Genomic DNA, 20,907 nt, shown 5'->3' on the forward strand with positions numbered 1-20,907 from the left:
CCCACGGTGGCCTGCTCAGTCGCCCGCGCTGTCCACGACCGCCGCCCACTCGTCGAGCAGCGCCTGGGCCGAGGCGTCGTCCGGGCCCTCGGCCCACAGGTGCGTGACCGCTTCCGCACGGTCGGGCAGCACCATCACCCACCGGCCGTCGGTCTCGACCACGCGGACTCCGTCGGTGGTGTCGACGCTGCGGTCCCCCGCCGCCTCCACGACCCGGCGCATGACGAGCCCCTTGACCGCCCACGGTGTGGCGAGGTCACGGCGCAGCACATGGGCACGCGGGATCCGGGCATCGATCTGGCTGAGGGTGAGCTGTGTCCTGGCCACGAGGCCGATGAGCCTGACGAAGGCGGCCGCACCGTCGAAGACACTGCTGAACTCCGGGATGATGAAGCCGCCACGACCGTCACCACCGAAGATCGTGGTGTCCTCCCGGCCCACGCGCGTCAGGTCGTCGGGCGACGTGGTCGTCCACTCCACCTGCGTACCGTGGTAGGCGGCGACCTGTTCGGCGACGCGGGTGGTGGTCACCGGCAGGGCGACCCGTCCGCTCCTGCGCTCGGCGGCCACGAGGTCGAGCATGACAAGCAGCGCCCGGTCGTCCTCGATGATGCGGCCCCGCTCGTCCACGAGGGACAGCCGTTCACCGACCGGGTCGAACCGTACGCCGAAGGCGGCCCGCGCGGACGACACGATCTCGCCGAGGCGCACCAGCCCGGCCCGCCGCGACTCGGCGGACTCGGTGGGGCGGGACTCGTCGAGCCCGGGGTTGATCGTCAGCGCGTCCACACCGAGGCGTCCGAGCAGGCTGGGCAGGACGAGCCCGGCGCTGCCGTTGGACGCGTCCACGACCACCTTGAGGCCCGCGTCGGCGATGCCGCTCGTGTCGACGTTGCGGAGCAGTGAGCCGGTGTAGGAGTCGAAGACGCTCGACGGGAAGTGGAGGTCGCCGATCTCGCCGGGGAAGGCCCGGCGGAATTCCTGACGGGCGTAGACGCGGTCCAGCTTCTTCTGGCGTGCCTGGGAGAGATCGGCTCCCCGCTCGTCGAAGAACATGATGTCGACCGAGTCGGGCACCCCGGGAGACGTACGGATCATGATGCCGCCTGCGCTGCCCCGTGCGGTCTGCTGACGGGCCACCGGCAGAGGCACGTTCTCCAGGTCCCGGACATCGATGGCGCTGGCCTGGAGGGCCGAGATGACCGCTCTCTTCAGTGCGCGTGCACCCCGGGAGTGGTCGCGGGCGGTCGTGACGGTCGCGTTCTTCTTCAGGGTCGTCGCGTACGCGCCGGCGAGCCGGACGGCGAGCTCCGGGGTGATCTCCACGTTCAGGATCCCGGACACACCGCGGGCGCCGAAGAGATGCGCCTGTCCTCGCGACTCCCAGATGACCGAGGTGTTCACGAAGGCGCCGGCTTCGATGGTCTTGAACGGGTAGACCCGGACATTGCCCTGGATGATCGATTCTTCGCCGACCAGGCACTCGTCGCCGATGACGGCGCCGTCCTCGATACGCGAGGCCCGCATGATGTCGGTGTTCTTACCGATCACGCAGCCGCGCAAATTGCTGTGCTGGCCGATGTACACGTTGTCGTGCACGACCGCCCGGTGCAGGAAGGCGCCGGATTTCACGACGACATTGGAGCCGATGACCGTGTGCTCACGGATCTCGGCGCCTGCCTCGATCTTGGCGTAGTCACCGATGTACAAGGGCCCCCGCAGTACCGCGTCGGGATGGACCTCGGCGCCTTCCGCCACCCAGACACCGGGCGAGATCTCGAAGCCGTCCAGCTCCACGTCGACCTTGCGCTCCAGCACATCGGCCTGGGCCTTCACATAGCTTTCGTGCGTGCCCACGTCCTCCCAGTAGCCCTCTGCGATATAGCCGCAGATCAGCTTGCCTTCCTTCATCAGCTGCGGGAACACGTCACCGGACCAGTCGACGGAGGTGTCGGCCTGGACGTAGTCGAAGACCTCGGGCTCCATGACGTAGATGCCCGTGTTCACCGTGTCCGAGAAGACCTGGCCCCAGGTCGGCTTCTCCAGGAAGCGCTCTACTTTTCCTTCTTCGTCCACGATCGTGATCCCGAATTCCAGCGGGTTCGGGACCCGGGTCAGGCACACCGTGACCAGTGCGCCCTTTTCCTTGTGGAACGCGATCAGGTCCGTCAGGTCGAAGTCCGTGAGGGCGTCGCCGGAAATGACCAGGAAGGTGTCGTCCTTCAGAGCTTCCTCGGCGTTCTTCACGCTTCCCGCGGTACCGAGTGGCTTCTCCTCGTTGGCATAGCTGAGCTCCATCCCGAGTTCCTCGCCGTCGCCGAAGTAATTCTTGACGAGGGAAGCGAGAAACTGGACCGTGACCACGGTCTCATTGAGCCCATGCCTTTTGAGCAGCCGCAGCACATGCTCCATGATCGGCCGATTGGCCACGGGCAGGAGCGGCTTGGGCATGCTTGAGGTCATGGGGCGAAGGCGGGTGCCTTCACCGCCTGCCATCACGACGGCCTTCATGTCGGAAACGTCCTCCTCGAAAGAGACGACGGTCTGGCCGACTTCGCCCGTCGGGGCAACACCACAACTGTCCGTGCGGGCCGGCGACTCTGCACGGCACCACGTCAACGAGCTAATCGGCTACTTGATCCGCCTTGACCAGACGGCGGACCTGGACCACGTATAGGATTCCTGCCCACCAATAGAGGGTTGTACCCCATCCAGCGAACGCCCATCCGAAAATGGTGCCCAGCGAAGCAAGCCAACCACTTCCGTCGCTGAGCAGCAACAAGGGGAAGGCGTACATCAGGTTGAAAGTTGCAGCTTTGCCTAGGAAGTTCACCTGGGGCGGCGGATAGCCGTGCCGGCGAAGGATTCCCACCATCACGAGGAGCATCAGCTCACGGGCGAGGAGCGCGGCGGTCAGCCAGAGTGGCAGGATCTCCCGCCAGGTGAGCCCGACGAGGGTCGACAGAATGTAGAGGCGGTCGGCAGCCGGGTCCAGGAGCCGGCCGAGACTGCTGATCTGGTTCCACCGGCGGGCGAGCTTGCCGTCGAGGTAGTCGCTGACACCGCTCAGCATCAGGACCAGCAGGGCCCAGCCGTCACTGTTGGGCCCGCCGAACACGGGGCGAAGAATCAGCCACAGGAAGAGCGGTACGCCGACGAGGCGGGCCATGCTGAGGATGTTGGGGATGGTGAGTACTCGGTCCGTCTGAACTCGAGTCTCCTGGACCTCCACCCGGGGGCCTCCTGTGAAGAACGTGCCAATGATGCCCCCTGACCTTACCCTCAGTCTCCGAGGTCCGGTGCACAGGGGTGCGAGGGAAGGTTCTGAACGCAGAAAAGCCCCGTGCCACAAGGGCACGGGGCTTTCCCGGAATAATTGTTCGGCGGCGTCCTACCCTCCCACAGGGTCCCCCCTGCAGTACCATCGGCGCTGAAAGGCTTAGCTTCCGGGTTCGGAATGTAACCGGGCGTTTCCCTAACGCAATGACCACCGAAACACTATGAAATTAACCAACACCGGATAAAAACACGGCCGTTCGTTATTTCAGAACTAACACAGTGGACGCGAGCAACTGAGGACAAGCCCTCGGCCTATTAGTACCAGTCAGCTCCACCCGTTACCGGGCTTCCACATCTGGCCTATCAACCCAGTCGTCTACTGGGAGCCTTAACCACTCAAGGTGGTGGGAATACTCATCTCGAAGCAGGCTTCCCGCTTAGATGCTTTCAGCGGTTATCCTTTCCGAACGTAGCCAACCAGCCATGCCCTTGGCAGGACAACTGGCACACCAGAGGTTCGTCCGTCCCGGTCCTCTCGTACTAGGGACAGCCCTTCTCAATATTCCTACGCGCACAGCGGATAGGGACCGAACTGTCTCACGACGTTCTAAACCCAGCTCGCGTACCGCTTTAATGGGCGAACAGCCCAACCCTTGGGACCGACTCCAGCCCCAGGATGCGACGAGCCGACATCGAGGTGCCAAACCATCCCGTCGATATGGACTCTTGGGGAAGATCAGCCTGTTATCCCCGGGGTACCTTTTATCCGTTGAGCGACAGCGCTTCCACAAGCCACTGCCGGATCACTAGTCCCGACTTTCGTCCCTGCTCGACCCGTCGGTCTCACAGTCAAGCTCCCTTGTGCACTTACACTCAACACCTGATTGCCAACCAGGCTGAGGGAACCTTTGGGCGCCTCCGTTACTCTTTAGGAGGCAACCGCCCCAGTTAAACTACCCATCAGACACTGTCCCTGATCCGGATCACGGACCCAGGTTAGACATCCAGCACGACCAGAGTGGTATTTCAACGACGACTCCACAACCACTGGCGTGGCCGCTTCAAAGTCTCCCACCTATCCTACACAAGCCGAACCGAACACCAATATCAAACTATAGTAAAGGTCCCGGGGTCTTTCCGTCCTGCTGCGCGAAACGAGCATCTTTACTCGTAGTGCAATTTCACCGGGCCTATGGTTGAGACAGTCGAGAAGTCGTTACGCCATTCGTGCAGGTCGGAACTTACCCGACAAGGAATTTCGCTACCTTAGGATGGTTATAGTTACCACCGCCGTTTACTGGCGCTTAAGTTCTCAGCTTCGCACACCCGAAAGTGCACTAACCGGTCCCCTTAACGTTCCAGCACCGGGCAGGCGTCAGTCCGTATACATCGCCTTACGGCTTCGCACGGACCTGTGTTTTTAGTAAACAGTCGCTTCTCGCTGGTCTCTGCGGCCACCCCCAGCTCACCGAGTAAATCGGATCACCAGTGATGGCCCCCCTTCTCCCGAAGTTACGGGGGCATTTTGCCGAGTTCCTTAACCATAGTTCACCCGAACGCCTCGGTATTCTCTACCTGACTACCTGAGTCGGTTTAGGGTACGGGCCGCCATGAAACTCGCTAGAGGCTTTTCTCGACAGCATAGGATCATCCACTTCACCACAATCGGCTCGGCATCAGGTCTCAGCCTTAATGTGTGACGGATTTACCTACCACACGGCCTACACCCTTACCCCGGGAACAACCATCGCCCGGGTTGGACTACCTTCCTGCGTCACCCCATCGCTTACCTAGTACAAGTCTGGTTCGTCGGCTCCACCACTACCCTCAACTCCGAAGAGATCGGGCCGGCTTCACGGACTTAGCATCGCCTGATTCAGTATTGGGCGTTTCAAAGCGGGTACCGGAATATCAACCGGTTGTCCATCGACTACGCCTGTCGGCCTCGCCTTAGGTCCCGACTTACCCTGGGCAGATCAGCTTGACCCAGGAACCCTTAGTCAATCGGCGCACACGTTTCTCACGTGTGTATCGCTACTCATGCCTGCATTCTCACTCGTGAACCGTCCACAACTCGCTTCCGCGGCTGCTTCACCCGGCACACGACGCTCCCCTACCCATCCACACAGGCGTTGGCCCTATATGTGTGAATGACACGACTTCGGCGGTACGCTTGAGCCCCGCTACATTGTCGGCGCGGAATCACTTGACCAGTGAGCTATTACGCACTCTTTCAAGGGTGGCTGCTTCTAAGCCAACCTCCTGGTTGTCTCTGCGACTCCACATCCTTTCCCACTTAGCGTACGCTTAGGGGCCTTAGTCGATGCTCTGGGCTGTTTCCCTCTCGACCATGGAGCTTATCCCCCACAGTCTCACTGCCGTGCTCTCACTTACCGGCATTCGGAGTTTGGCTAAGGTCAGTAACCCGGTAGGGCCCATCGCCTATCCAGTGCTCTACCTCCGGCAAGAAACACACGACGCTGCACCTAAATGCATTTCGGGGAGAACCAGCTATCACGGAGTTTGATTGGCCTTTCACCCCTAACCACAGGTCATCCCCCAGGTTTTCAACCCTGGTGGGTTCGGTCCTCCACGAAGTCTTACCTCCGCTTCAACCTGCCCATGGCTAGATCACTCCGCTTCGGGTCTAGAGCGTGCAACTCAATCGCCCTATTCGGACTCGCTTTCGCTACGGCTTCCCCACACGGGTTAACCTCGCTACACACCGCTAACTCGCAGGCTCATTCTTCAAAAGGCACGCAGTCACGACTGCATGTGCAAGCACATACAGCGACGCTCCCACGGCTTGTAGGCACACGGTTTCAGGTACTATTTCACTCCGCTCCCGCGGTACTTTTCACCATTCCCTCACGGTACTATCCGCTATCGGTCACCAGGGAATATTTAGGCTTAGCGGGTGGTCCCGCCAGATTCACACGGGATTTCTCGGGCCCCGTGCTACTTGGGTGTCTCTTAAACGAGCCGTTGATGTTTCAGCTACGGGGGTCTTACCCTCTACGCCGGACCTTTCGCATGTCCTTCGCCTACATCAACGGTTTCTGACTCGCCTCACAGCCGGCAGACTGTGAAAAAGAGATCCCACAACCCCGTATGCGCAACCCCTGCCGGGTATCACACGCATACGGTTTGGCCTCATCCAGTTTCGCTCGCCACTACTCCCGGAATCACGGTTGTTTTCTCTTCCTGAGGGTACTGAGATGTTTCACTTCCCCTCGTTCCCTCCACACTGCCTATGTGTTCAGCAGCGGGTGACAGCCCATGACGACTGCCGGGTTTCCCCATTCGGAAACCCCCGGATCAAAGCTTGGTTGACAGCTCCCCGGGGACTATCGTGGCCTCCCACGTCCTTCATCGGTTCCTGGTGCCAAGGCATCCACCGTGCGCCCTTAAAAACTTGGCCACAGATGCTCGCGTCCACTGTGCAGTTCTCAAACAACGACCAGCCACCCATCACCCCACCCTTACAGGCGAGTTCACTGGGGCCGGCAACCGAAGGCAGCCTCACGGCCATACCTTCAGATACCCAACAGCGTGCCCGACCCGACCGATCCTCTTCACTTTCCACGCCGAAGCAGTACTCACGAAAACAACCTGTCGTGCCGAATAGTCAACGTTCCACCCTTGAGCAACCACCGTCGAACATTTGCCGACGAAATGGTCTCTGGATTCCCCGAAGAGAACCTAGATGCTCCTTAGAAAGGAGGTGATCCAGCCGCACCTTCCGGTACGGCTACCTTGTTACGACTTCGTCCCAATCGCCAGTCCCACCTTCGACAGCTCCCTCCCACAAGGGGTTGGGCCACCGGCTTCGGGTGTTACCGACTTTCGTGACGTGACGGGCGGTGTGTACAAGGCCCGGGAACGTATTCACCGCAGCAATGCTGATCTGCGATTACTAGCAACTCCGACTTCATGGGGTCGAGTTGCAGACCCCAATCCGAACTGAGACCGGCTTTTTGAGATTCGCTCCGCCTCGCGGCATCGCAGCTCATTGTACCGGCCATTGTAGCACGTGTGCAGCCCAAGACATAAGGGGCATGATGACTTGACGTCGTCCCCACCTTCCTCCGAGTTGACCCCGGCAGTCTCCTGTGAGTCCCCATCACCCCGAAGGGCATGCTGGCAACACAGAACAAGGGTTGCGCTCGTTGCGGGACTTAACCCAACATCTCACGACACGAGCTGACGACAGCCATGCACCACCTGTATACCGACCACAAGGGGGGCACCATCTCTGATGCTTTCCGGTATATGTCAAGCCTTGGTAAGGTTCTTCGCGTTGCGTCGAATTAAGCCACATGCTCCGCTGCTTGTGCGGGCCCCCGTCAATTCCTTTGAGTTTTAGCCTTGCGGCCGTACTCCCCAGGCGGGGAACTTAATGCGTTAGCTGCGGCACCGACGACGTGGAATGTCGCCAACACCTAGTTCCCAACGTTTACGGCGTGGACTACCAGGGTATCTAATCCTGTTCGCTCCCCACGCTTTCGCTCCTCAGCGTCAGTAATGGCCCAGAGATCCGCCTTCGCCACCGGTGTTCCTCCTGATATCTGCGCATTTCACCGCTACACCAGGAATTCCGATCTCCCCTACCACACTCTAGCTAGCCCGTATCGAATGCAGACTCGGGGTTAAGCCCCGAGCTTTCACATCCGACGTGACAAGCCGCCTACGAGCTCTTTACGCCCAATAATTCCGGACAACGCTCGCACCCTACGTATTACCGCGGCTGCTGGCACGTAGTTAGCCGGTGCTTCTTCTGCAGGTACCGTCACTTTCGCTTCTTCCCTGCTGAAAGAGGTTTACAACCCGAAGGCCGTCATCCCTCACGCGGCGTCGCTGCATCAGGCTTTCGCCCATTGTGCAATATTCCCCACTGCTGCCTCCCGTAGGAGTCTGGGCCGTGTCTCAGTCCCAGTGTGGCCGGTCGCCCTCTCAGGCCGGCTACCCGTCGTCGCCTTGGTAGGCCATTACCCCACCAACAAGCTGATAGGCCGCGGGCTCATCCTTCACCGCCGGAGCTTTTAACCCCGCCCCATGAGGGACAGAGTGTTATCCGGTATTAGACCCCGTTTCCAGGGCTTGTCCCAGAGTGAAGGGCAGATTGCCCACGTGTTACTCACCCGTTCGCCACTAATCCACCCCGAAGGGCTTCATCGTTCGACTTGCATGTGTTAAGCACGCCGCCAGCGTTCGTCCTGAGCCAGGATCAAACTCTCCATGAATGTTTTCCCGTAATCGGGAGAGCACCATAAAAGAGCGGGACAACCAACCGGAATAGGGTTGGCAATCCACTGCGTCCTCGCTGATGTTGCCTACCTGCCACATGGGCCGGTAGGACTTCAAAGGAACCACCAACCCACCGAAGTGGGCCGGGGTATCAACATATTTGGCGTTGACTTTTGGCACGCTGTTGAGTTCTCAAGGAACGGACGCTTCCTTCGGTCCCGTTTCACCGGGGCCCTCCGGGCGCTTCCCTTCGTTCTTGCGTTTCCGACTCTATCAGACTCTTTCGTGTCCGATTCCCGGTCGAAGCGGGTTCCTGCTCAATCGCTTTCCAGTTCTTCGCTTTCGCGTTTCCCTTTCGGCGAGTCCGACTCTATCAGGCCTTTTTCGTTCCTTTGACCGGCGGTCTCGCGAGCATGCGAGAGCACAATCAGAGTTAGAGTCTGGGCTTGGGAGTCGCTGTCCGCCCCCGACTCGAAGTCGTGTGGGGGCCAGGCAGGGATACGACAGTACAGGCCGCCGTGAGGCGAGGCAAATCGTTTCCGGTGCACCTCTAGGTCGGCCAACCGGTAGCTCTCGGGCGGAACCGGGACTTCATATGACTTACGCTGCTGACCAGTAAGCCGCCCTCCTTCAGTCGTGGCGGTGACATCCGGATCCCCACCTCTGGGAGGCTCTCCATGACCACAGTGACGTCCCCTCTTGCCGGCCGCGCCATCGGACTCACCGCGGTTCCCGACCCCGTGTTCTCCGGAGCGATGGTGGGTCCCGGTACGGCCATCGACCCCGTGCGCGAGCCTTCCGAGGCCGTCTCGCCGGTCGACGGAATCGTCGTCTCCCTCCACCCGCATGCCTTCGTCGTCGTCGACGACCAGGGCCACGGCGTACTGACCCACCTCGGGATCGACACCGTGCAGCTCAACGGCGAGGGCTTCGAGCTCCTCGTGAACAAGGGGGACACGGTCACCCGCGGTCAGGGCATCGTCCGCTGGGACCCGGCCGGCGTCGAGGCCGCCGGCAAGTCGGCGATCTGCCCGGTCGTGGCCCTGGAGGCCACCGCCGAGTCCCTCTCCGACGTGCGTGAGGACGGCGACGTGAAGGTCGGCGAGACTCTCTTCGGCTGGCAGTGACACCCTCGGCTCAGTAACCAGCCAATTGGGAATCCACCGCGGTGGCGCGGCCACCGCACAATCGGAGACGGGTGAAATGGAGACAACGCTGCGAGGCGTCGGCGTGAGTCACGGTGTGGCGATCGGCGAGGTTCGGCACATGGGTACGGCGGTCCTCGAGCCGCCGGCCAAACAGATTCCCGCGGACGAGGCCGAGCGCGAGCAGGGGCGTGCCCGTCAGGCCGTCGAGGCCGTGGCGGCCGACCTGATCGCGCGCGGCAATCTGGCGGGGGGCGAGGCACAGCACGTGCTCGAGGCCCAGGCCATGATGGCGCAGGATCCCGAGCTCATCGCCGATGTCGAGCGTCGTATCGCTGTCGGGAGCACCGCCGAGCGTGGCGTGTACGACGCGTTCGCCGCGTACCGGGCGCTGCTGGCCAACGCCGGGGAGTACCTGGCGGGGCGCGTCGCCGACCTCGACGACGTACGGAACCGGATCGTGGCGCGGCTGCTCGGTGTGCCGATGCCGGGTGTACCCGACAGTGATGAGCCGTACGTGCTGATCGCGCGTGACCTGGCTCCCGCCGACACGGCTCTGCTCGACCCCACGCTGGTGCTCGGCTTCGTGACGGAGGAGGGCGGGCCGACCAGCCACAGCGCCATTCTCGCGCGGGCGCTCGGTGTGCCTGCCGTGGTGGCTCTTCCCGGAGCGGGTGAGATCACCGAGGGCACGGTCGTCGCCGTCGACGGCAGCACCGGTGAGATCTTCGTCGAGCCCAGCCAGGAGAAGCGCTCCGAGATGGAGAGCGCCTCGGCGGCCCGCAAGGCGGCGCTGTCGGCGGTGACCGGTCCCGGTGCCACCTCCGACGGTCACAAGGTGCCGCTGCTCGCGAATGTCGGCGGCCCCGGTGACGTTCCCGCGGCGCTGGAAGCCGGTGCCGAGGGCGTCGGACTGTTCCGTACGGAGTTCCTCTTCCTGGACGACAGCAAGCAGGCGCCGTCCGAGGAGAAGCAGATCGCGGCGTACCGGGCGGTGCTGGAGGCGTTCCCCGAGGGGCGTGTCGTGGTGCGGGTGCTCGACGCCGGTGCCGACAAGCCGTTGGACTTCCTGACGCCGGCCGACGAGCCGAACCCCGCGCTGGGTGTGCGTGGGCTGCGCAGTCTGCTGGATCACCCGGATGTGCTGCGGACCCAGCTGACGGCGCTGTCCCGGGCGGCCGAGGGGCTGCCGGTGTACCTCGAGGTCATGGCCCCGATGGTCGCCGACCGTGCCGACGCGAAGGCGTTCGCCGACGCCTGCCGCGAGGCGGGACTGCAGGCGAAGTTCGGGGCGATGGTGGAGATTCCGTCCGCCGCGCTCAGGGCCCGCTCGATCCTGCAGGAGGTGGAGTTCCTCTCGCTGGGTACCAACGACCTGGCGCAGTACACCTTCGCGGCCGACCGTCAGGTGGGAGCCGTGTCGCGTCTCCAGGACCCGTGGCAGCCCGCGCTGCTCGACCTGGTCGCACTCTCGGCCGAGGCTGCCAGGGCCGAGGGCAAGAGCTGCGGCGTCTGTGGTGAGGCCGCTTCGGACCCGCTGCTGGCGTGTGTGCTGACCGGTCTGGGTGTCACCTCGCTGTCGATGGGTGCCGCGTCCATTCCCTACGTGCGGGCGACGCTGGCGAAGCACACGCTCGCGCAGTGCGAGCGTGCCGCCTCCGCCGCGCGTGCGGCGGACTCCGCCGACGACGCACGGCGTGCGGCGCAGGCGGTGCTGTCGGGCGAGTGATGCCGTCCGCCGCGCACGGTCGGATGTGAAGGGGTTCCCGCCGGTTCCGGCGGGAACCCCTTCTGTCTGTCAGCGGTGGACCTCCGGTTCGTCGGCACCGAGGTCGAAGCCCGCGCAGTACTCGACACCGGATTCCGGCGACACGGGTTCGCCGGTGTCGGCGTCCGTGCAGTAGGCGCTGAAGACCTCGCCCGCCGTGAGCGGGAGGAGGCTGCCCCGGTTCAGGCGCCAGCCGTGCACCCGATCCGGCGCGTCGGGAGCCGTGGTGCGCAGTACGACTCCGCCCTGGGTCTCGAGCGCTACCCCCGCGGCAAGCACGGTGGCGAACTCCGCTCCTTCCGACGATGCGAGGCGGGCCGGCCCGTCCATGTCGCGGGCGGTGTGGAGGACGGCGAGGAGCTGTTCGTTCTCCGCGGGCATGCTGCAGACGATGTGATGGGTGCCCGGGCCCGCCGTGTCCAGCAGGCGCATCAGCAGGTGGGACGCCCGGTCGAAGGCGGCCCGCCCGATGTCCTGGCCGCAGTCCGCGCAGTCACCGAGGCCTGCCAGCAGCATCGTGGCGTACTCCCATGTCGCGCGCCGGACCGCTCGTGAGACGAGCAGCGGGATCAGCGTGTCGATGGGCTGACCGGTGTAGGCCACGGTGGCGCCGGCCGACGCGACCTCCGCGACGAAGCGGCTCCGGCTTGTGCGTTCGTCGGGTTCCAGGCCGGACTCGGCGCAGAACTCGGCGTAGTCCTCCGGGTCGAAGAGGGCGACGGTGGTGTGCATTCCCTGTGCGGCGAGCGTCCGCAGCAGGCCTTCGACCTGCTGCAGGTAGACCGCGTGGTCGTCGAAGGTGAAGCTCCGGTAGTGGCGCATGGCCGCGAAGTCTTCGGGGTCGACCAGGAGGCCGACGGTGCTCGGTGCTTCGCGGCGCAGTGCGCGTCGCATGGATGTTCCGGCGCGCTGCCGGCTGCGTTCGGTCTGCTTGATGTGCGCCATGAGTCCCCCTGTGCGCTGTCGATCGATGCTCACTCAGCGTAATCAGGGGGACTGACAACGTCTGTCCGGCGGCTGGGTTCAGTGGCGGTCGCGGGCGAGGTCCTCGTAGAAGCGGAGGAGTTCGAGGTTGTCGACGGAGCCCGGGTTGACCGCCTTGGAAAGGGCTGTGCCCTGGAGGAGGCGCTTGACCGGAACCTCGATGCGCTTGCCGGTGAGGGTGTGCGGGATGCCGGGGACCTCGATGACCTCGTCCGGTACATGGCGGGGTGAGAGGTTCTCGCGGATGGTCCGCTTGATGCTGTCGCGGAGTTCGTCGTCGAGGGTGGCGCCTTCGGCGAGGTGGACGAACAGGGGCATCCAGTAGCCGCCGTCCGGCTCTTCGAGGCCGATGACGAGGGACTCGCGGATCTCGGGGAGCCGCTCGACCGCCTCGTAGATGTCGGCGGACCCCATGCGGACGCCCTGCCTGTTGAGCGTGGAGTCGGAGCGGCCGTGGATGATGACCGAGCCGCGGTCGGTGAGGGTGATCCAGTCTCCGTGCCGCCAGACACCGGGGTACGTGTCGAAGTAGCTGTCGTGGTAGCGGCGGCCGTCGGGGTCGTTCCAGAAGCGGACCGGCATGGAGGGCATGGGCGCGGTCACGACGAGTTCGCCGACCTCGCCGGTGAGCGGCTTGCCCGACGGGTCCCAGGACTGGAGATCGGTGCCCAGACAGGGGGCCTGCAGCTCGCCGATGTGGACCGGCAGGGTGGGTACCGCGCCCGCGAAGCAGCTGCAGACGTCCGTCCCGCCGCTGACGGAGGCGATCCACAGGTCGGCGCCGGTGCCGGTGAACTCGTCGTGGAGCCAGCGGAAGCCGTCGGGCGGGAGCGGGGAGCCGGTGGTGGCGACGCACTGGACACGGCTGAGGTCGTGGTCGCGGCCCGGGTGGACGTCCGCCTTCCGGCAGGCCATGACGTAGGCGGCCGACGTGCCGAAGAGGGTCGCGCCGGTCAGTTCGGCGACGCGCCACTGGGCCTGGACGTCCGGATAGCCGGGGCTGCCGTCGTAGAGCACGAGGGTGGTGCCGGTGAGCAGGCCGGAGACGAGGAAGTTCCACATCATCCAGCCGGTGGAGGTGTACCAGAAGAAGCGGTCGTCGGGGCCGAGGTCGCAGTGCAGCCCGATCTGCTTGAAGTGTTCGAGGAGGATCCCGCCCTGGGACTGGACGATGGCCTTCGGGAGGCCGGTCGTGCCGGAGGAGTACAGCACCCACAGCGGGTGCTCGAAGGGGACCTGCTCGAAGGCCGGTTCGGTCTCGGAGGCGGTGAGCGCGGACCATTCGAGAGTGCCTTCGGGCGCCTCCGTGCCGAGGAGCGGGATGTGGACGACCGCGCGGAGGGTGGGGAGTTCGCTGCGGAGCTCGGCGACGGTGCCCGTGCGGTCGTGCTCCTTGCCGCCGTAGCGGTACCCGTCGACGGTGAACAGGACGACGGGTTCGACCTGTTGGAAGCGGTCCAGGACACTGCGGGCGCCGAAGTCGGGGGCGCAGGAGGTCCAGACCGCGCCGACGGCGGCGGTGGCGAGGAACGCGACGACCGCTTGGGGGATGTTGGGGAGGTATCCGCTGACCCTGTCGCCGGGGGTGACGCCGAGGGCGCGGAGCTCGGCGGCGAGTGAGCCGGTCTGGCGCCGGAGTTCGGACCAGCTGATGGAGACCTGGGTGTGGGTCTCGTCGACGTACAGCAGGGCGGGGGCGTCCGCGCGGAGCGGGTCGTCGGCCGTGCGCAGGGCATGCTCGGCGTAGTTGAGGGTGGCGCCGGGGAACCACTGGGCGCCGGGCATGGTGCGGTCGCCGAGGACGGCGTCGTAAGGGGTGGAGAAGCGTACGTCGAACCAGTCGGCGACGGCCTCCCAGAAGGTGTCGAGCTCCTGGACCGACCAGCGGTGCAGCGCCGCGTAGCCGCCGTCGGCGGGGGCTCCGTGGCGTCCGGCCGCCCATCGCTGGAAGCGGGTGACGGCCGCCGCCTCGATGCGCTCGGGCTCGGGCTGCCAGAGGGGGGCTTCGCCGGCTGCTGAGGTCATGGAGGCTCCCTGGCCTTTCGGGTGTACGCGGGGGTGTGCGTGCGTCGCGCGCACGGGCTGGGGTGTGCGCGTGGACGGCTGTTACGGACGATGCCACGTGATCGTCTTGTGCACCAGGGTCCCTCTGCCATGACCGCGTGTCCGGCTGTGTGGTGAAGCCACAGGTGAACGGAAGCTGAACGGAGCACGCTTCGGTCCGGGCGGATGGCAGGGTGGCCCGCATGGATGGTCGTGACCTGGTGCGCTCGGTGAAAATGGTCGGTTCTGTACAGGGGATGCGCACGGTTCGCTCGGCCTGGCGGCGCCGGCGTGCGGATGCGCGGGCGCTGGCGTCGCGGGGTGCGGAACGGGCACGGGTGCCCGGGCTTCTGATCGGTGCGGAGCCCGGGCCGGGCGGTGGAGTCGTGCGGTTCGCGCGTTCGCAGCTGCGGATCAGGGTGGCGGTGGGCGGTGCGGTGTTCTGGTCCTGGGACGGCGCCGGGCCGCTGCCCTCGTACGCCCTGCCGGGAGACGGGCCGGAGGCCGATACGCGGGCGCGGCTGGAGCCGGACACGAACGGCGGCTGGCAGGTGGTGTCGGAGCGGCTGACGGTCGCCGTGTCGCGGCACGGGGCGCTGGAGTTGCGTACGCCCGGCGGAGTGGTGCTGCGCCGGGAGCTGCCGCCGCGCTGGTGGGAGCCGGTGGAGGGGGGCCCGGCGCGGTGGGTGCAGCGGTCCGAGGTCCCGGCCGACGCCCGCTTCTTCGGCCTGGGCGGCCGGGCCGGCGGTCCGAGGCTGAGGGAGGGGACGTACGGGCTGTGGAACACCGATCCGGGCGGTCGTTTCGGTCCGGGGGACGATCCGCTGTATCTGACGATGCCGGTGCAGGTGGTGGTCTCGGACGCGGGGACCCATCTGGCGTTCCACGACAACTCCTGGGCGGGCCGGGTGACGCTCCGCGAGGGCGAGGAGGGCGCGGGGTCGGGACACGACCGGCCGGGCGCGTGCGAGGTGCGGATGGAGGGTGGTCCGCTCCGCTGCTGGGTGGTCGTGGGTACGCCGGCCAAGGTGCTGCGGAGCTGGACGGCGCTGACGGGGGCGCCCGCGCTGCCGCCGTCGTGGGCACTGGGTCCGCAGCACGCCCGCTGGGGGTTCGGCAGTGAGCAGGAGGTGCGACGGGTCGTCGCGGGATACCGGGAGCGGGGGCTGCCGTTGTCGGTGCTGCATCTGGACATCGACCACTACGACGCGCATCAGGTCTTCACGGTCGACCGGGAGCGGTTCCCCGGTCTCCCCCGGCTGGCGAAGGAGCTGCGCGAGGACGGCGTCAGGCTGGTCTCGATCGTCGATCCGGCGGTGCGGGCCTCGGCTGGCAACGCGGTGTTCGACAGCGGCCTGGAGGTCGGTGCGGAGGGCGCGTTCGTCCGGGACCCGCAGGGCCTTCCGGTGCTGGGTGAGGTGTGGCCGGGCGAGTGCGTCTATCCGGATTTCACCGATCCTCTGGTGCGCGAATGGTGGGGCGCGCTGTACGAGGAGCGGCTCGGCCAGGGGTTCTCCGGGGTGTGGCACGACATGAACGAACCGGTGTCGTTCTCGGCCTTCGGGGATCCGTCGCTCCCCCGTTCGGCCCGGCACTCGCTGGAGGGCCGCGGCGGGGACCACCGGGAGGCCCACAACGTGTACGCCCTGGCGATGGCGAGCGCCGGGTACGAGGCGCTGTGCCGGCTGCGCCCCGACGAGCGGCCGTTCCTGTTCTCCCGTTCGGGCTGGGCGGGGCTGCAGCGGTACGGCGGCACCTGGTCCGGTGATGTGGCGACGGGGTGGCCGGGCCTCCGGGCCTCGCTGGCCCTGGTCCTGGGGCTCGGGCTCTGCGGGGTGCCGTACTCGGGGCCCGACGTCGGCGGGTTCGACGGGTCGCCGTCGCCCGAGCTGTATCTGCGCTGGTTCCAACTGGGCTCGTACATGCCGTTGTTCCGTACGCATGCGGCCATCGACGCGGGTCGCCGGGAGCCGTGGGAATTCGGGCCGGAGGTCCTCGCGCACGCCAAGCGCGCACTGGAGGAGCGGGAGCGGATGCACCCCTACTTCGTGACGCTGGCCCAGCTTGCCCGGCTGACGGGAGCACCGTATGTGCGGCCGGTGTGGTGGGGTGCCCCGGGGGACCGGGAGTTGCGGGACTGCGAGGACGCGTTCCTGCTGGGGGACGCGCTGCTGGTCGCGCCGGTGCTGGAGGAGGGCGCGGAGCGCAGGCCGGTGCGGCTGCCGCGCGGGCGGTGGTACGACACGGTGACCGGGCAGGCGTACGAGGGCCCGGGCCAAGCGGTGGTGGACGCTCCGCTGTCCCGGATTCCGGTGCTGGCGAGGGCCGGAGCCGTGATCCCGGTGCGGGGCCCGGACGGCGCTCTCGAACTGGAGGTGTGGGCTCCGTCGGCCGGGCGTACCGGGGGCGGGCTGGTGGTGCGGGACGCGGGCGACGGGTGGGCGCGTTCCGAGGTCGAGCGCTACACGTCCCGTCTCAGGGCCGGCCGCGTGGTGGTCGAGCGGGACGGTGAGGAGGCACTGGTGCCGTACCCGGTCCGCGTCCGGGGGCTGCCGGGCCCGGCGTGATCCCGCCGTGCTTCGACGTGGGGCCGGGATCCTGGAACCGCCGGCACCGGAACTGACGCGGCCGCGCCGGGCGTCAGCGCTCGATGTAGCCCTCGCGGAGTGTGCCGCCCGTCAGGTTCAGCACTCGGACGGCCGAGTCCGTCAGCGCTGTCGGGTCGGCGTGCCTGGCCAGGACGAGGTGTCCGTCGAGCAGGCGTCGGCCGAGGTCCGGGTCGGCCGCCCTCAGACGCCTGGGCAGCCACTTTCCGGCGCCGTTCCACGTGCGGTGATGCGCGGTGAGCAGCTCTGCCGCTTCACGGAGGACACGGTCCGCCACGGCCAGCTGTTCGTGCGGGTCGCTGTGGGGGCCGGTGTCGGTGAGGTCGTCCACGAGGTCGGTGAGCAGGGCTCGCCCGGCGTCGCGTTCGGGCCCGGTCAGGGGATCCGGGCCTGCCGCCAGCAGGGCTTTCGCCTCATGCCGAAGCGTCTCCACTTGGCCATCGGGGTCGAGGAGGACGATGGAGTCGGCGAAGAGGAAGAGAGCTGTCGCCCTGCGCGTGGTGCGGCTCTCCGCGAAGGCGGTTCGCAGGTCGGAGCGACTGTTGAGGAAGACCTCCGCCAGGCGGCCGTCGTGGCGGAGCAGCTCGCGACGTCTCACGCCGCCGTCAGGGAGAAGGACCGTGATGTCGAGGTCGCTGCCGGGAGTTGAGCGTCCGCGGGCGGCGGAACCTCCCAGCACCGCGCCGGTCGCCTCCGGATAGTGCGCGGACACGAGTCGGCCGGCCGCGCGGACGTCCGCGGCCGCCTGGTCGGGACCCGGCCGTCGTCCGGGATGCGGTCCGGCGTTCATGGCCGTCATCGTGCCAGGTCAGGAACCCTGGCGGTAGGCGCCGGCGAACCAGGAGCGTACGGCCTGGGTGTGCAGGGGGAAGGCGAGTTCGTCCGGGGTGTGCAGCACGTCGTATCCCGAGGTCTCGTCCGTGGGTGCGGAGGGCGGGAGTTCCACGGCGGGGCGTGGCGGGAGCAGGCCGAAGAGCAGCAGGTGGCCGTCCGGGGAGCTCAGGGCGTCGGCGAGGCGCACGTCCGTCGCGTCGGCGCGGATGCCGGTCTCCTCGCGCAGTTCGCGTACGACGGCGTGGCGCCAGTCCTCGGTGCGGTCGATGTAGCCGCCGGGCAGCGCGATCCCGCCCGGGTGCGGGGGGATGGTGCGGGTGATGACCACGAGGCCGGTGCCGCGTGGTCCGGTGACGGGCAACAGGGCGACGGCCACGGGAAGCGGGTTGCGGTAGGCCGTACGACCGCAGACCGTACAGGTGCGGGGCCAGGCGTCGGTGGCGTACGGGGCCCCGCAGCTGCCGCAGTGGGAGTCCTTCACGGGGCGGACTGTATCCGATCACTCTTCTCTTGCGGCTCCGGAGCTGATAGACGGTGTGCCCATGACAGGAACTGCTCGTCTTCTCCGCGCCCTGGCCGTCGCCGGCGCCGCCCTGCTCGCCGTGACCGCCGCTGCCCCGGTGGCGGCGGCCAAGCCCGAACCCAAGGCTCCGCCGGAGTTCGTCGACCTGCGCTCCGTCGATCCGACGATCATCACGGAGATGCGTTACACCACCGCGCACAACTTCATGGGCGAGCCGGTGGACGGCTACCGCCATCCCGTCTGCATCCTGACCCGGCCCGCCGCCCGCGCGCTGCGCACCGCCCAGCGGAGCCTCCTGCGCCAGGGCTACTCGCTCAAGGTGTACGACTGCTACCGGCCGCAGCGTGCCGTGGACCACTTCGTCCGCTGGGCGAAGGATCTCGACGACCAGGCCATGAAGGCGGAGTTCTATCCCATGGTCGACAAGACTCGGCTGTTCGAGGACGGTTACATCGCGGAGAAATCCGGTCACAGCCGGGGCAGCACGGTGGACCTCACCCTGGTGAAGTTGCCGGCACTGCCGACCAGGCCGTACGAGCCCGGCGAGGAGCTGGCCCCGTGCTACGCGCCGAAGGCCGAGCGCTTCCCGGACAACTCGGTGGACATGGGGACGGGTTACGACTGTTTCGACACCCTGTCGCACACGGACGACCCGCGGGTGCAGGGAGCGCAGCGCGCCAACCGGCAGTTCCTCAAGGAGACTCTGACCGGACTCGGGTTCGTGAATCTGGCGGAGGAGTGGTGGCACTTCACCTACAAGCCGGAGCTCTTCCCTGACACGTACTTCGACTTCCCGGTGGCCAGGCGCTCGGTGGCGGGTCACTGACGGGACGGGCGGAGAACGGGCGACCGGGACCACCCCCGTGGGCTCCGGCCGCCCGTTCTAGTTCTCGGACGCGGAACTGCCGTATCCGGTTGCCGAGGGAGCGATTACGGTGCCTTCATGTCACAGCAGACGTTCGGTTCGTATGAAGAGTTCTGGCCCTACTACGTCGCCATGCACTCCAGGGCGGCGACGCGATGGGTCCATCTGACCGGGACACTGACCGGTCTCGCGGTCACCGCGTACGGTCTGGCGCGCGGCCGGAAGCGCTACGCGCTGGCGTTGCCGCTCATCGGTTACGGCACCGCGTGGCCGGCGCACTTCCTCATCGAGAAGAACAACCCGGCGACGTTCGGACACCCCGCGTGGTCGCTGCGCGGCGACGTGCAGATGATCCGGATGATGCTCGCAGGACGGGACGGGGAGCTGGCCGAGACCGCGGCCGAGTGGCTCGCCGAGAACCCGTGAGCCCAGCCTGATCCGAGCGAGCGGCCCCGGGTGCGCGCGCAGGGTTGACGGGCCGTCACTCCGGGTGAAGACTCCTGTCACGCCCGCTGCCCCCCGCACCGTACGCGCGGTCCGTACCCCGGTCGGCGGGGGTACGGGCCGCGTTACGTGCGTGCCCGCCCGTCAGGTCCTGGCAGGTTCCCGGAGCCGGTCGGCATGCACCATGGCGTGCTCCACGACCGCCACGAGGACATCCCGGACGGACGCACGGTCACGTGCGTCGCAGAGCAGCACCGGCACCTCGGGGTCGAGGTCGAGTGCCGCCCGGACCGTCTCGGTGGGGAACTGCTCGGCGCCCTCGAAGAGGTTGACGGCGACGGTGAACGGTATTCCGCGGCGCTCGAAGTAGTCGACCGCCGCGAAGCAGTCCTCCAGCCTCCGGGTGTCCGCGAGGACCACGGCGCCGAGGGCGCCCTGGGCCAGCTCGTCCCAGAGGAACCAGAAGCGGTCCTGTCCGGGGGTCCCGAACAGGTAGAGGACCAGGTCCTCGCGCAGGGTGATGCGGCCGAAGTCCATGGCCACCGTCGTGGTGTTCTTGCCCTCGACCCCCGCCACGTCGTCGACGGGACGGCCGGCCTCGCTCAGCCTCTCCTCCGTGCGCAGCGGTCTGATCTCGCTGACCGCTCCCACCAGGGTCGTCTTGCCCACACCGAAGCCGCCGGCCACCAGGATCTTCAGGGTGACGGGCTCGACGTGCCGCCTTTTGCGGTTAGAGCGCCCGAAGGCCATTGATCACCTCGCGAAGAAGGCTCTCGTCCGGCAGCTCGGCCGGCGGAACGGGACGGGTGACGTGCACCAGTTCGTCCTCGACGAGGTCACCGACCAGGACACGGACCACCCCGACGGGGAGGTCCAGTCCGGAGGCGAGTTCGGCGATCGACTGGGGCATGTCGCTGCACAGTTCGACGATCTCCACGTGTTCCGGGGAGAGCGTCTGGTCCCGGCCGGGATCGTCGGCCGCCGGTTCGGGGATGACGATCGCGATCAGGTCGAGACGATGACGGGACGCGCTGCTGGTACGCCCCCGGGTCATCGCGTAGGGCCGGACCACCGGACCCGCTTCGGCGTCGTACCAGCGCGAGGAGCCCGCTTCTGCGGGCGCGGGCGGTGATCCGGGCGCGGTGTCCCGGGCGGAGTCTGCGCTCATC

Annotated in this window: 13 protein-coding genes and 3 rRNA genes; 5 read left to right on the forward strand and 11 right to left on the reverse strand. The window is 66.5% G+C overall.

What is annotated here, in order from left to right; genetic code table 11:
* Window positions 1-15: 15 nt before the first annotated feature.
* From OG379_RS06650 to OG379_RS06670, 5 genes are all read right to left on the reverse strand, one after another.
* A complete protein-coding gene (locus OG379_RS06650) occupies window positions 16-2,511 on the reverse strand; it encodes a sugar phosphate nucleotidyltransferase (protein ID WP_405660331.1) in 2,496 nt (831 codons plus the stop codon).
* Between the two features lie 112 nt (window positions 2,512-2,623).
* On the reverse strand, window positions 2,624-3,232 hold the full coding sequence (locus OG379_RS06655; protein WP_033301245.1) for a CDP-alcohol phosphatidyltransferase family protein: 609 nt from the start codon (window positions 3,230-3,232) through the stop codon (window positions 2,624-2,626).
* A 146-nt stretch (window positions 3,233-3,378) separates the two neighbouring features.
* Window positions 3,379-3,495, reverse strand: a 5S ribosomal RNA gene (rrf, locus tag OG379_RS06660).
* 79 nt (window positions 3,496-3,574) lie between these two features.
* Window positions 3,575-6,700 (reverse strand): 23S ribosomal RNA (locus tag OG379_RS06665).
* Window positions 6,701-6,996: 296 nt separating this feature from the next.
* Window positions 6,997-8,522 (reverse strand): 16S ribosomal RNA (locus OG379_RS06670).
* The 16S, 23S and 5S rRNA genes sit together here, the layout of an rRNA operon.
* Before the next feature lie 681 nt (window positions 8,523-9,203).
* Between OG379_RS06670 and OG379_RS06675 the strand changes: the two genes are divergently transcribed.
* Together OG379_RS06675 and ptsP are read left to right on the forward strand one after the other, a co-directional pair.
* Window positions 9,204-9,653 (forward strand): PTS glucose transporter subunit IIA, encoded by a 450-nt coding sequence (locus tag OG379_RS06675; RefSeq protein ID WP_033304207.1) that lies wholly within the window; start codon window positions 9,204-9,206, stop codon window positions 9,651-9,653.
* A 76-nt stretch (window positions 9,654-9,729) separates the two neighbouring features.
* On the forward strand, window positions 9,730-11,400 hold the full coding sequence (gene ptsP / locus OG379_RS06680) for a phosphoenolpyruvate--protein phosphotransferase (protein WP_405660335.1): 1,671 nt from the start codon (window positions 9,730-9,732) through the stop codon (window positions 11,398-11,400).
* 69 nt (window positions 11,401-11,469) lie between these two features.
* On the opposite strand, the gene OG379_RS06685 is transcribed toward ptsP, so the two are convergent.
* Together OG379_RS06685 and OG379_RS06690 are read right to left on the reverse strand one after the other, a co-directional pair.
* On the reverse strand, window positions 11,470-12,384 hold the full coding sequence (locus tag OG379_RS06685) for a hypothetical protein (protein ID WP_405660338.1): 915 nt from the start codon (window positions 12,382-12,384) through the stop codon (window positions 11,470-11,472).
* Window positions 12,385-12,462: 78 nt separating this feature from the next.
* The gene (locus OG379_RS06690) at window positions 12,463-14,448 is read right to left on the reverse strand and encodes an acetoacetate--CoA ligase (protein WP_405660340.1); all 1,986 of its coding nucleotides are present in this window, start codon (window positions 14,446-14,448) and stop codon (window positions 12,463-12,465) included.
* A 221-nt stretch (window positions 14,449-14,669) separates the two neighbouring features.
* Here OG379_RS06690 and OG379_RS06695 point away from each other — a divergent pair, with 221 nt between their 5' ends.
* Window positions 14,670-17,033: a glycoside hydrolase family 31 protein gene (locus tag OG379_RS06695; RefSeq protein ID WP_405660342.1), complete on the forward strand. Its 2,364-nt coding sequence runs from the start codon at window positions 14,670-14,672 to the stop codon at window positions 17,031-17,033.
* Between the two features lie 73 nt (window positions 17,034-17,106).
* Here OG379_RS06695 and OG379_RS06700 read toward each other — a convergent pair whose 3' ends face one another.
* Both OG379_RS06700 and OG379_RS06705 read right to left on the reverse strand, forming a co-directional pair.
* Window positions 17,107-17,862, reverse strand: coding sequence for a nucleotidyltransferase domain-containing protein (locus OG379_RS06700; RefSeq protein WP_405660345.1), 756 nt, complete (start codon window positions 17,860-17,862; stop codon window positions 17,107-17,109).
* Between the two features lie 18 nt (window positions 17,863-17,880).
* Window positions 17,881-18,387 (reverse strand): NUDIX domain-containing protein, encoded by a 507-nt coding sequence (locus OG379_RS06705; RefSeq protein ID WP_405660347.1) that lies wholly within the window; start codon window positions 18,385-18,387, stop codon window positions 17,881-17,883.
* A 61-nt stretch (window positions 18,388-18,448) separates the two neighbouring features.
* On the opposite strand from OG379_RS06705, the gene OG379_RS06710 reads away from it, so the two are divergent.
* A complete protein-coding gene (locus OG379_RS06710; RefSeq protein WP_405660349.1) occupies window positions 18,449-19,255 on the forward strand; it encodes a M15 family metallopeptidase in 807 nt (268 codons plus the stop codon).
* Window positions 19,256-19,372: 117 nt separating this feature from the next.
* Window positions 19,373-19,720: an Mpo1-like protein gene (locus OG379_RS06715; protein ID WP_405660352.1), complete on the forward strand. Its 348-nt coding sequence runs from the start codon at window positions 19,373-19,375 to the stop codon at window positions 19,718-19,720.
* A gap of 162 nt (window positions 19,721-19,882) precedes the next feature.
* Here the strand turns inward: OG379_RS06715 and OG379_RS06720 are convergent, their stop codons facing one another.
* Window positions 19,883-20,488, reverse strand: coding sequence for a GTP-binding protein (locus tag OG379_RS06720; RefSeq protein ID WP_405660354.1), 606 nt, complete (start codon window positions 20,486-20,488; stop codon window positions 19,883-19,885).
* Window positions 20,469-20,906: a DUF742 domain-containing protein gene (locus OG379_RS06725; protein ID WP_393767035.1), complete on the reverse strand. Its 438-nt coding sequence runs from the start codon at window positions 20,904-20,906 to the stop codon at window positions 20,469-20,471. The genes OG379_RS06720 and OG379_RS06725 overlap by 20 nt, the downstream gene beginning before the upstream one ends.
* Between the last annotated feature and the right edge of the window lies 1 nt (window position 20,907).

Origin of the sequence: Streptomyces sp. NBC_01166 (assembly GCF_045039765.1) — a bacterium.
In the GTDB taxonomy this organism is placed as follows: domain Bacteria; phylum Actinomycetota; class Actinomycetes; order Streptomycetales; family Streptomycetaceae; genus Streptomyces.

What these genes read in the sequence shown, in the direction of transcription:
- OG379_RS06650 (WP_405660331.1), bottom strand. Translation starts at nt 2,511, where the DNA reads ATGAAGGCCGTCGTGATGGCAGGCGGTGAAGGCACCCGCCTTCGCCCC.
- OG379_RS06720 (WP_405660354.1), bottom strand. Translation starts at nt 20,488, where the DNA reads ATGGCCTTCGGGCGCTCTAACCGCAAAAGGCGGCACGTCGAGCCCGTC.
- OG379_RS06685 (WP_405660338.1), bottom strand. Translation starts at nt 12,384, where the DNA reads ATGGCGCACATCAAGCAGACCGAACGCAGCCGGCAGCGCGCCGGAACA.
- OG379_RS06725 (WP_393767035.1), bottom strand. Translation starts at nt 20,906, where the DNA reads ATGAGCGCAGACTCCGCCCGGGACACCGCGCCCGGATCACCGCCCGCG.
- ptsP (WP_405660335.1), top strand. Translation starts at nt 9,730, where the DNA reads ATGGAGACAACGCTGCGAGGCGTCGGCGTGAGTCACGGTGTGGCGATC.
- OG379_RS06710 (WP_405660349.1), top strand. Translation starts at nt 18,449, where the DNA reads ATGACAGGAACTGCTCGTCTTCTCCGCGCCCTGGCCGTCGCCGGCGCC.
- OG379_RS06690 (WP_405660340.1), bottom strand. Translation starts at nt 14,448, where the DNA reads ATGACCTCAGCAGCCGGCGAAGCCCCCCTCTGGCAGCCCGAGCCCGAG.
- OG379_RS06715 (WP_405660352.1), top strand. Translation starts at nt 19,373, where the DNA reads ATGTCACAGCAGACGTTCGGTTCGTATGAAGAGTTCTGGCCCTACTAC.
- OG379_RS06695 (WP_405660342.1), top strand. Translation starts at nt 14,670, where the DNA reads ATGGATGGTCGTGACCTGGTGCGCTCGGTGAAAATGGTCGGTTCTGTA.
- OG379_RS06675 (WP_033304207.1), top strand. Translation starts at nt 9,204, where the DNA reads ATGACCACAGTGACGTCCCCTCTTGCCGGCCGCGCCATCGGACTCACC.
- OG379_RS06700 (WP_405660345.1), bottom strand. Translation starts at nt 17,862, where the DNA reads ATGAACGCCGGACCGCATCCCGGACGACGGCCGGGTCCCGACCAGGCG.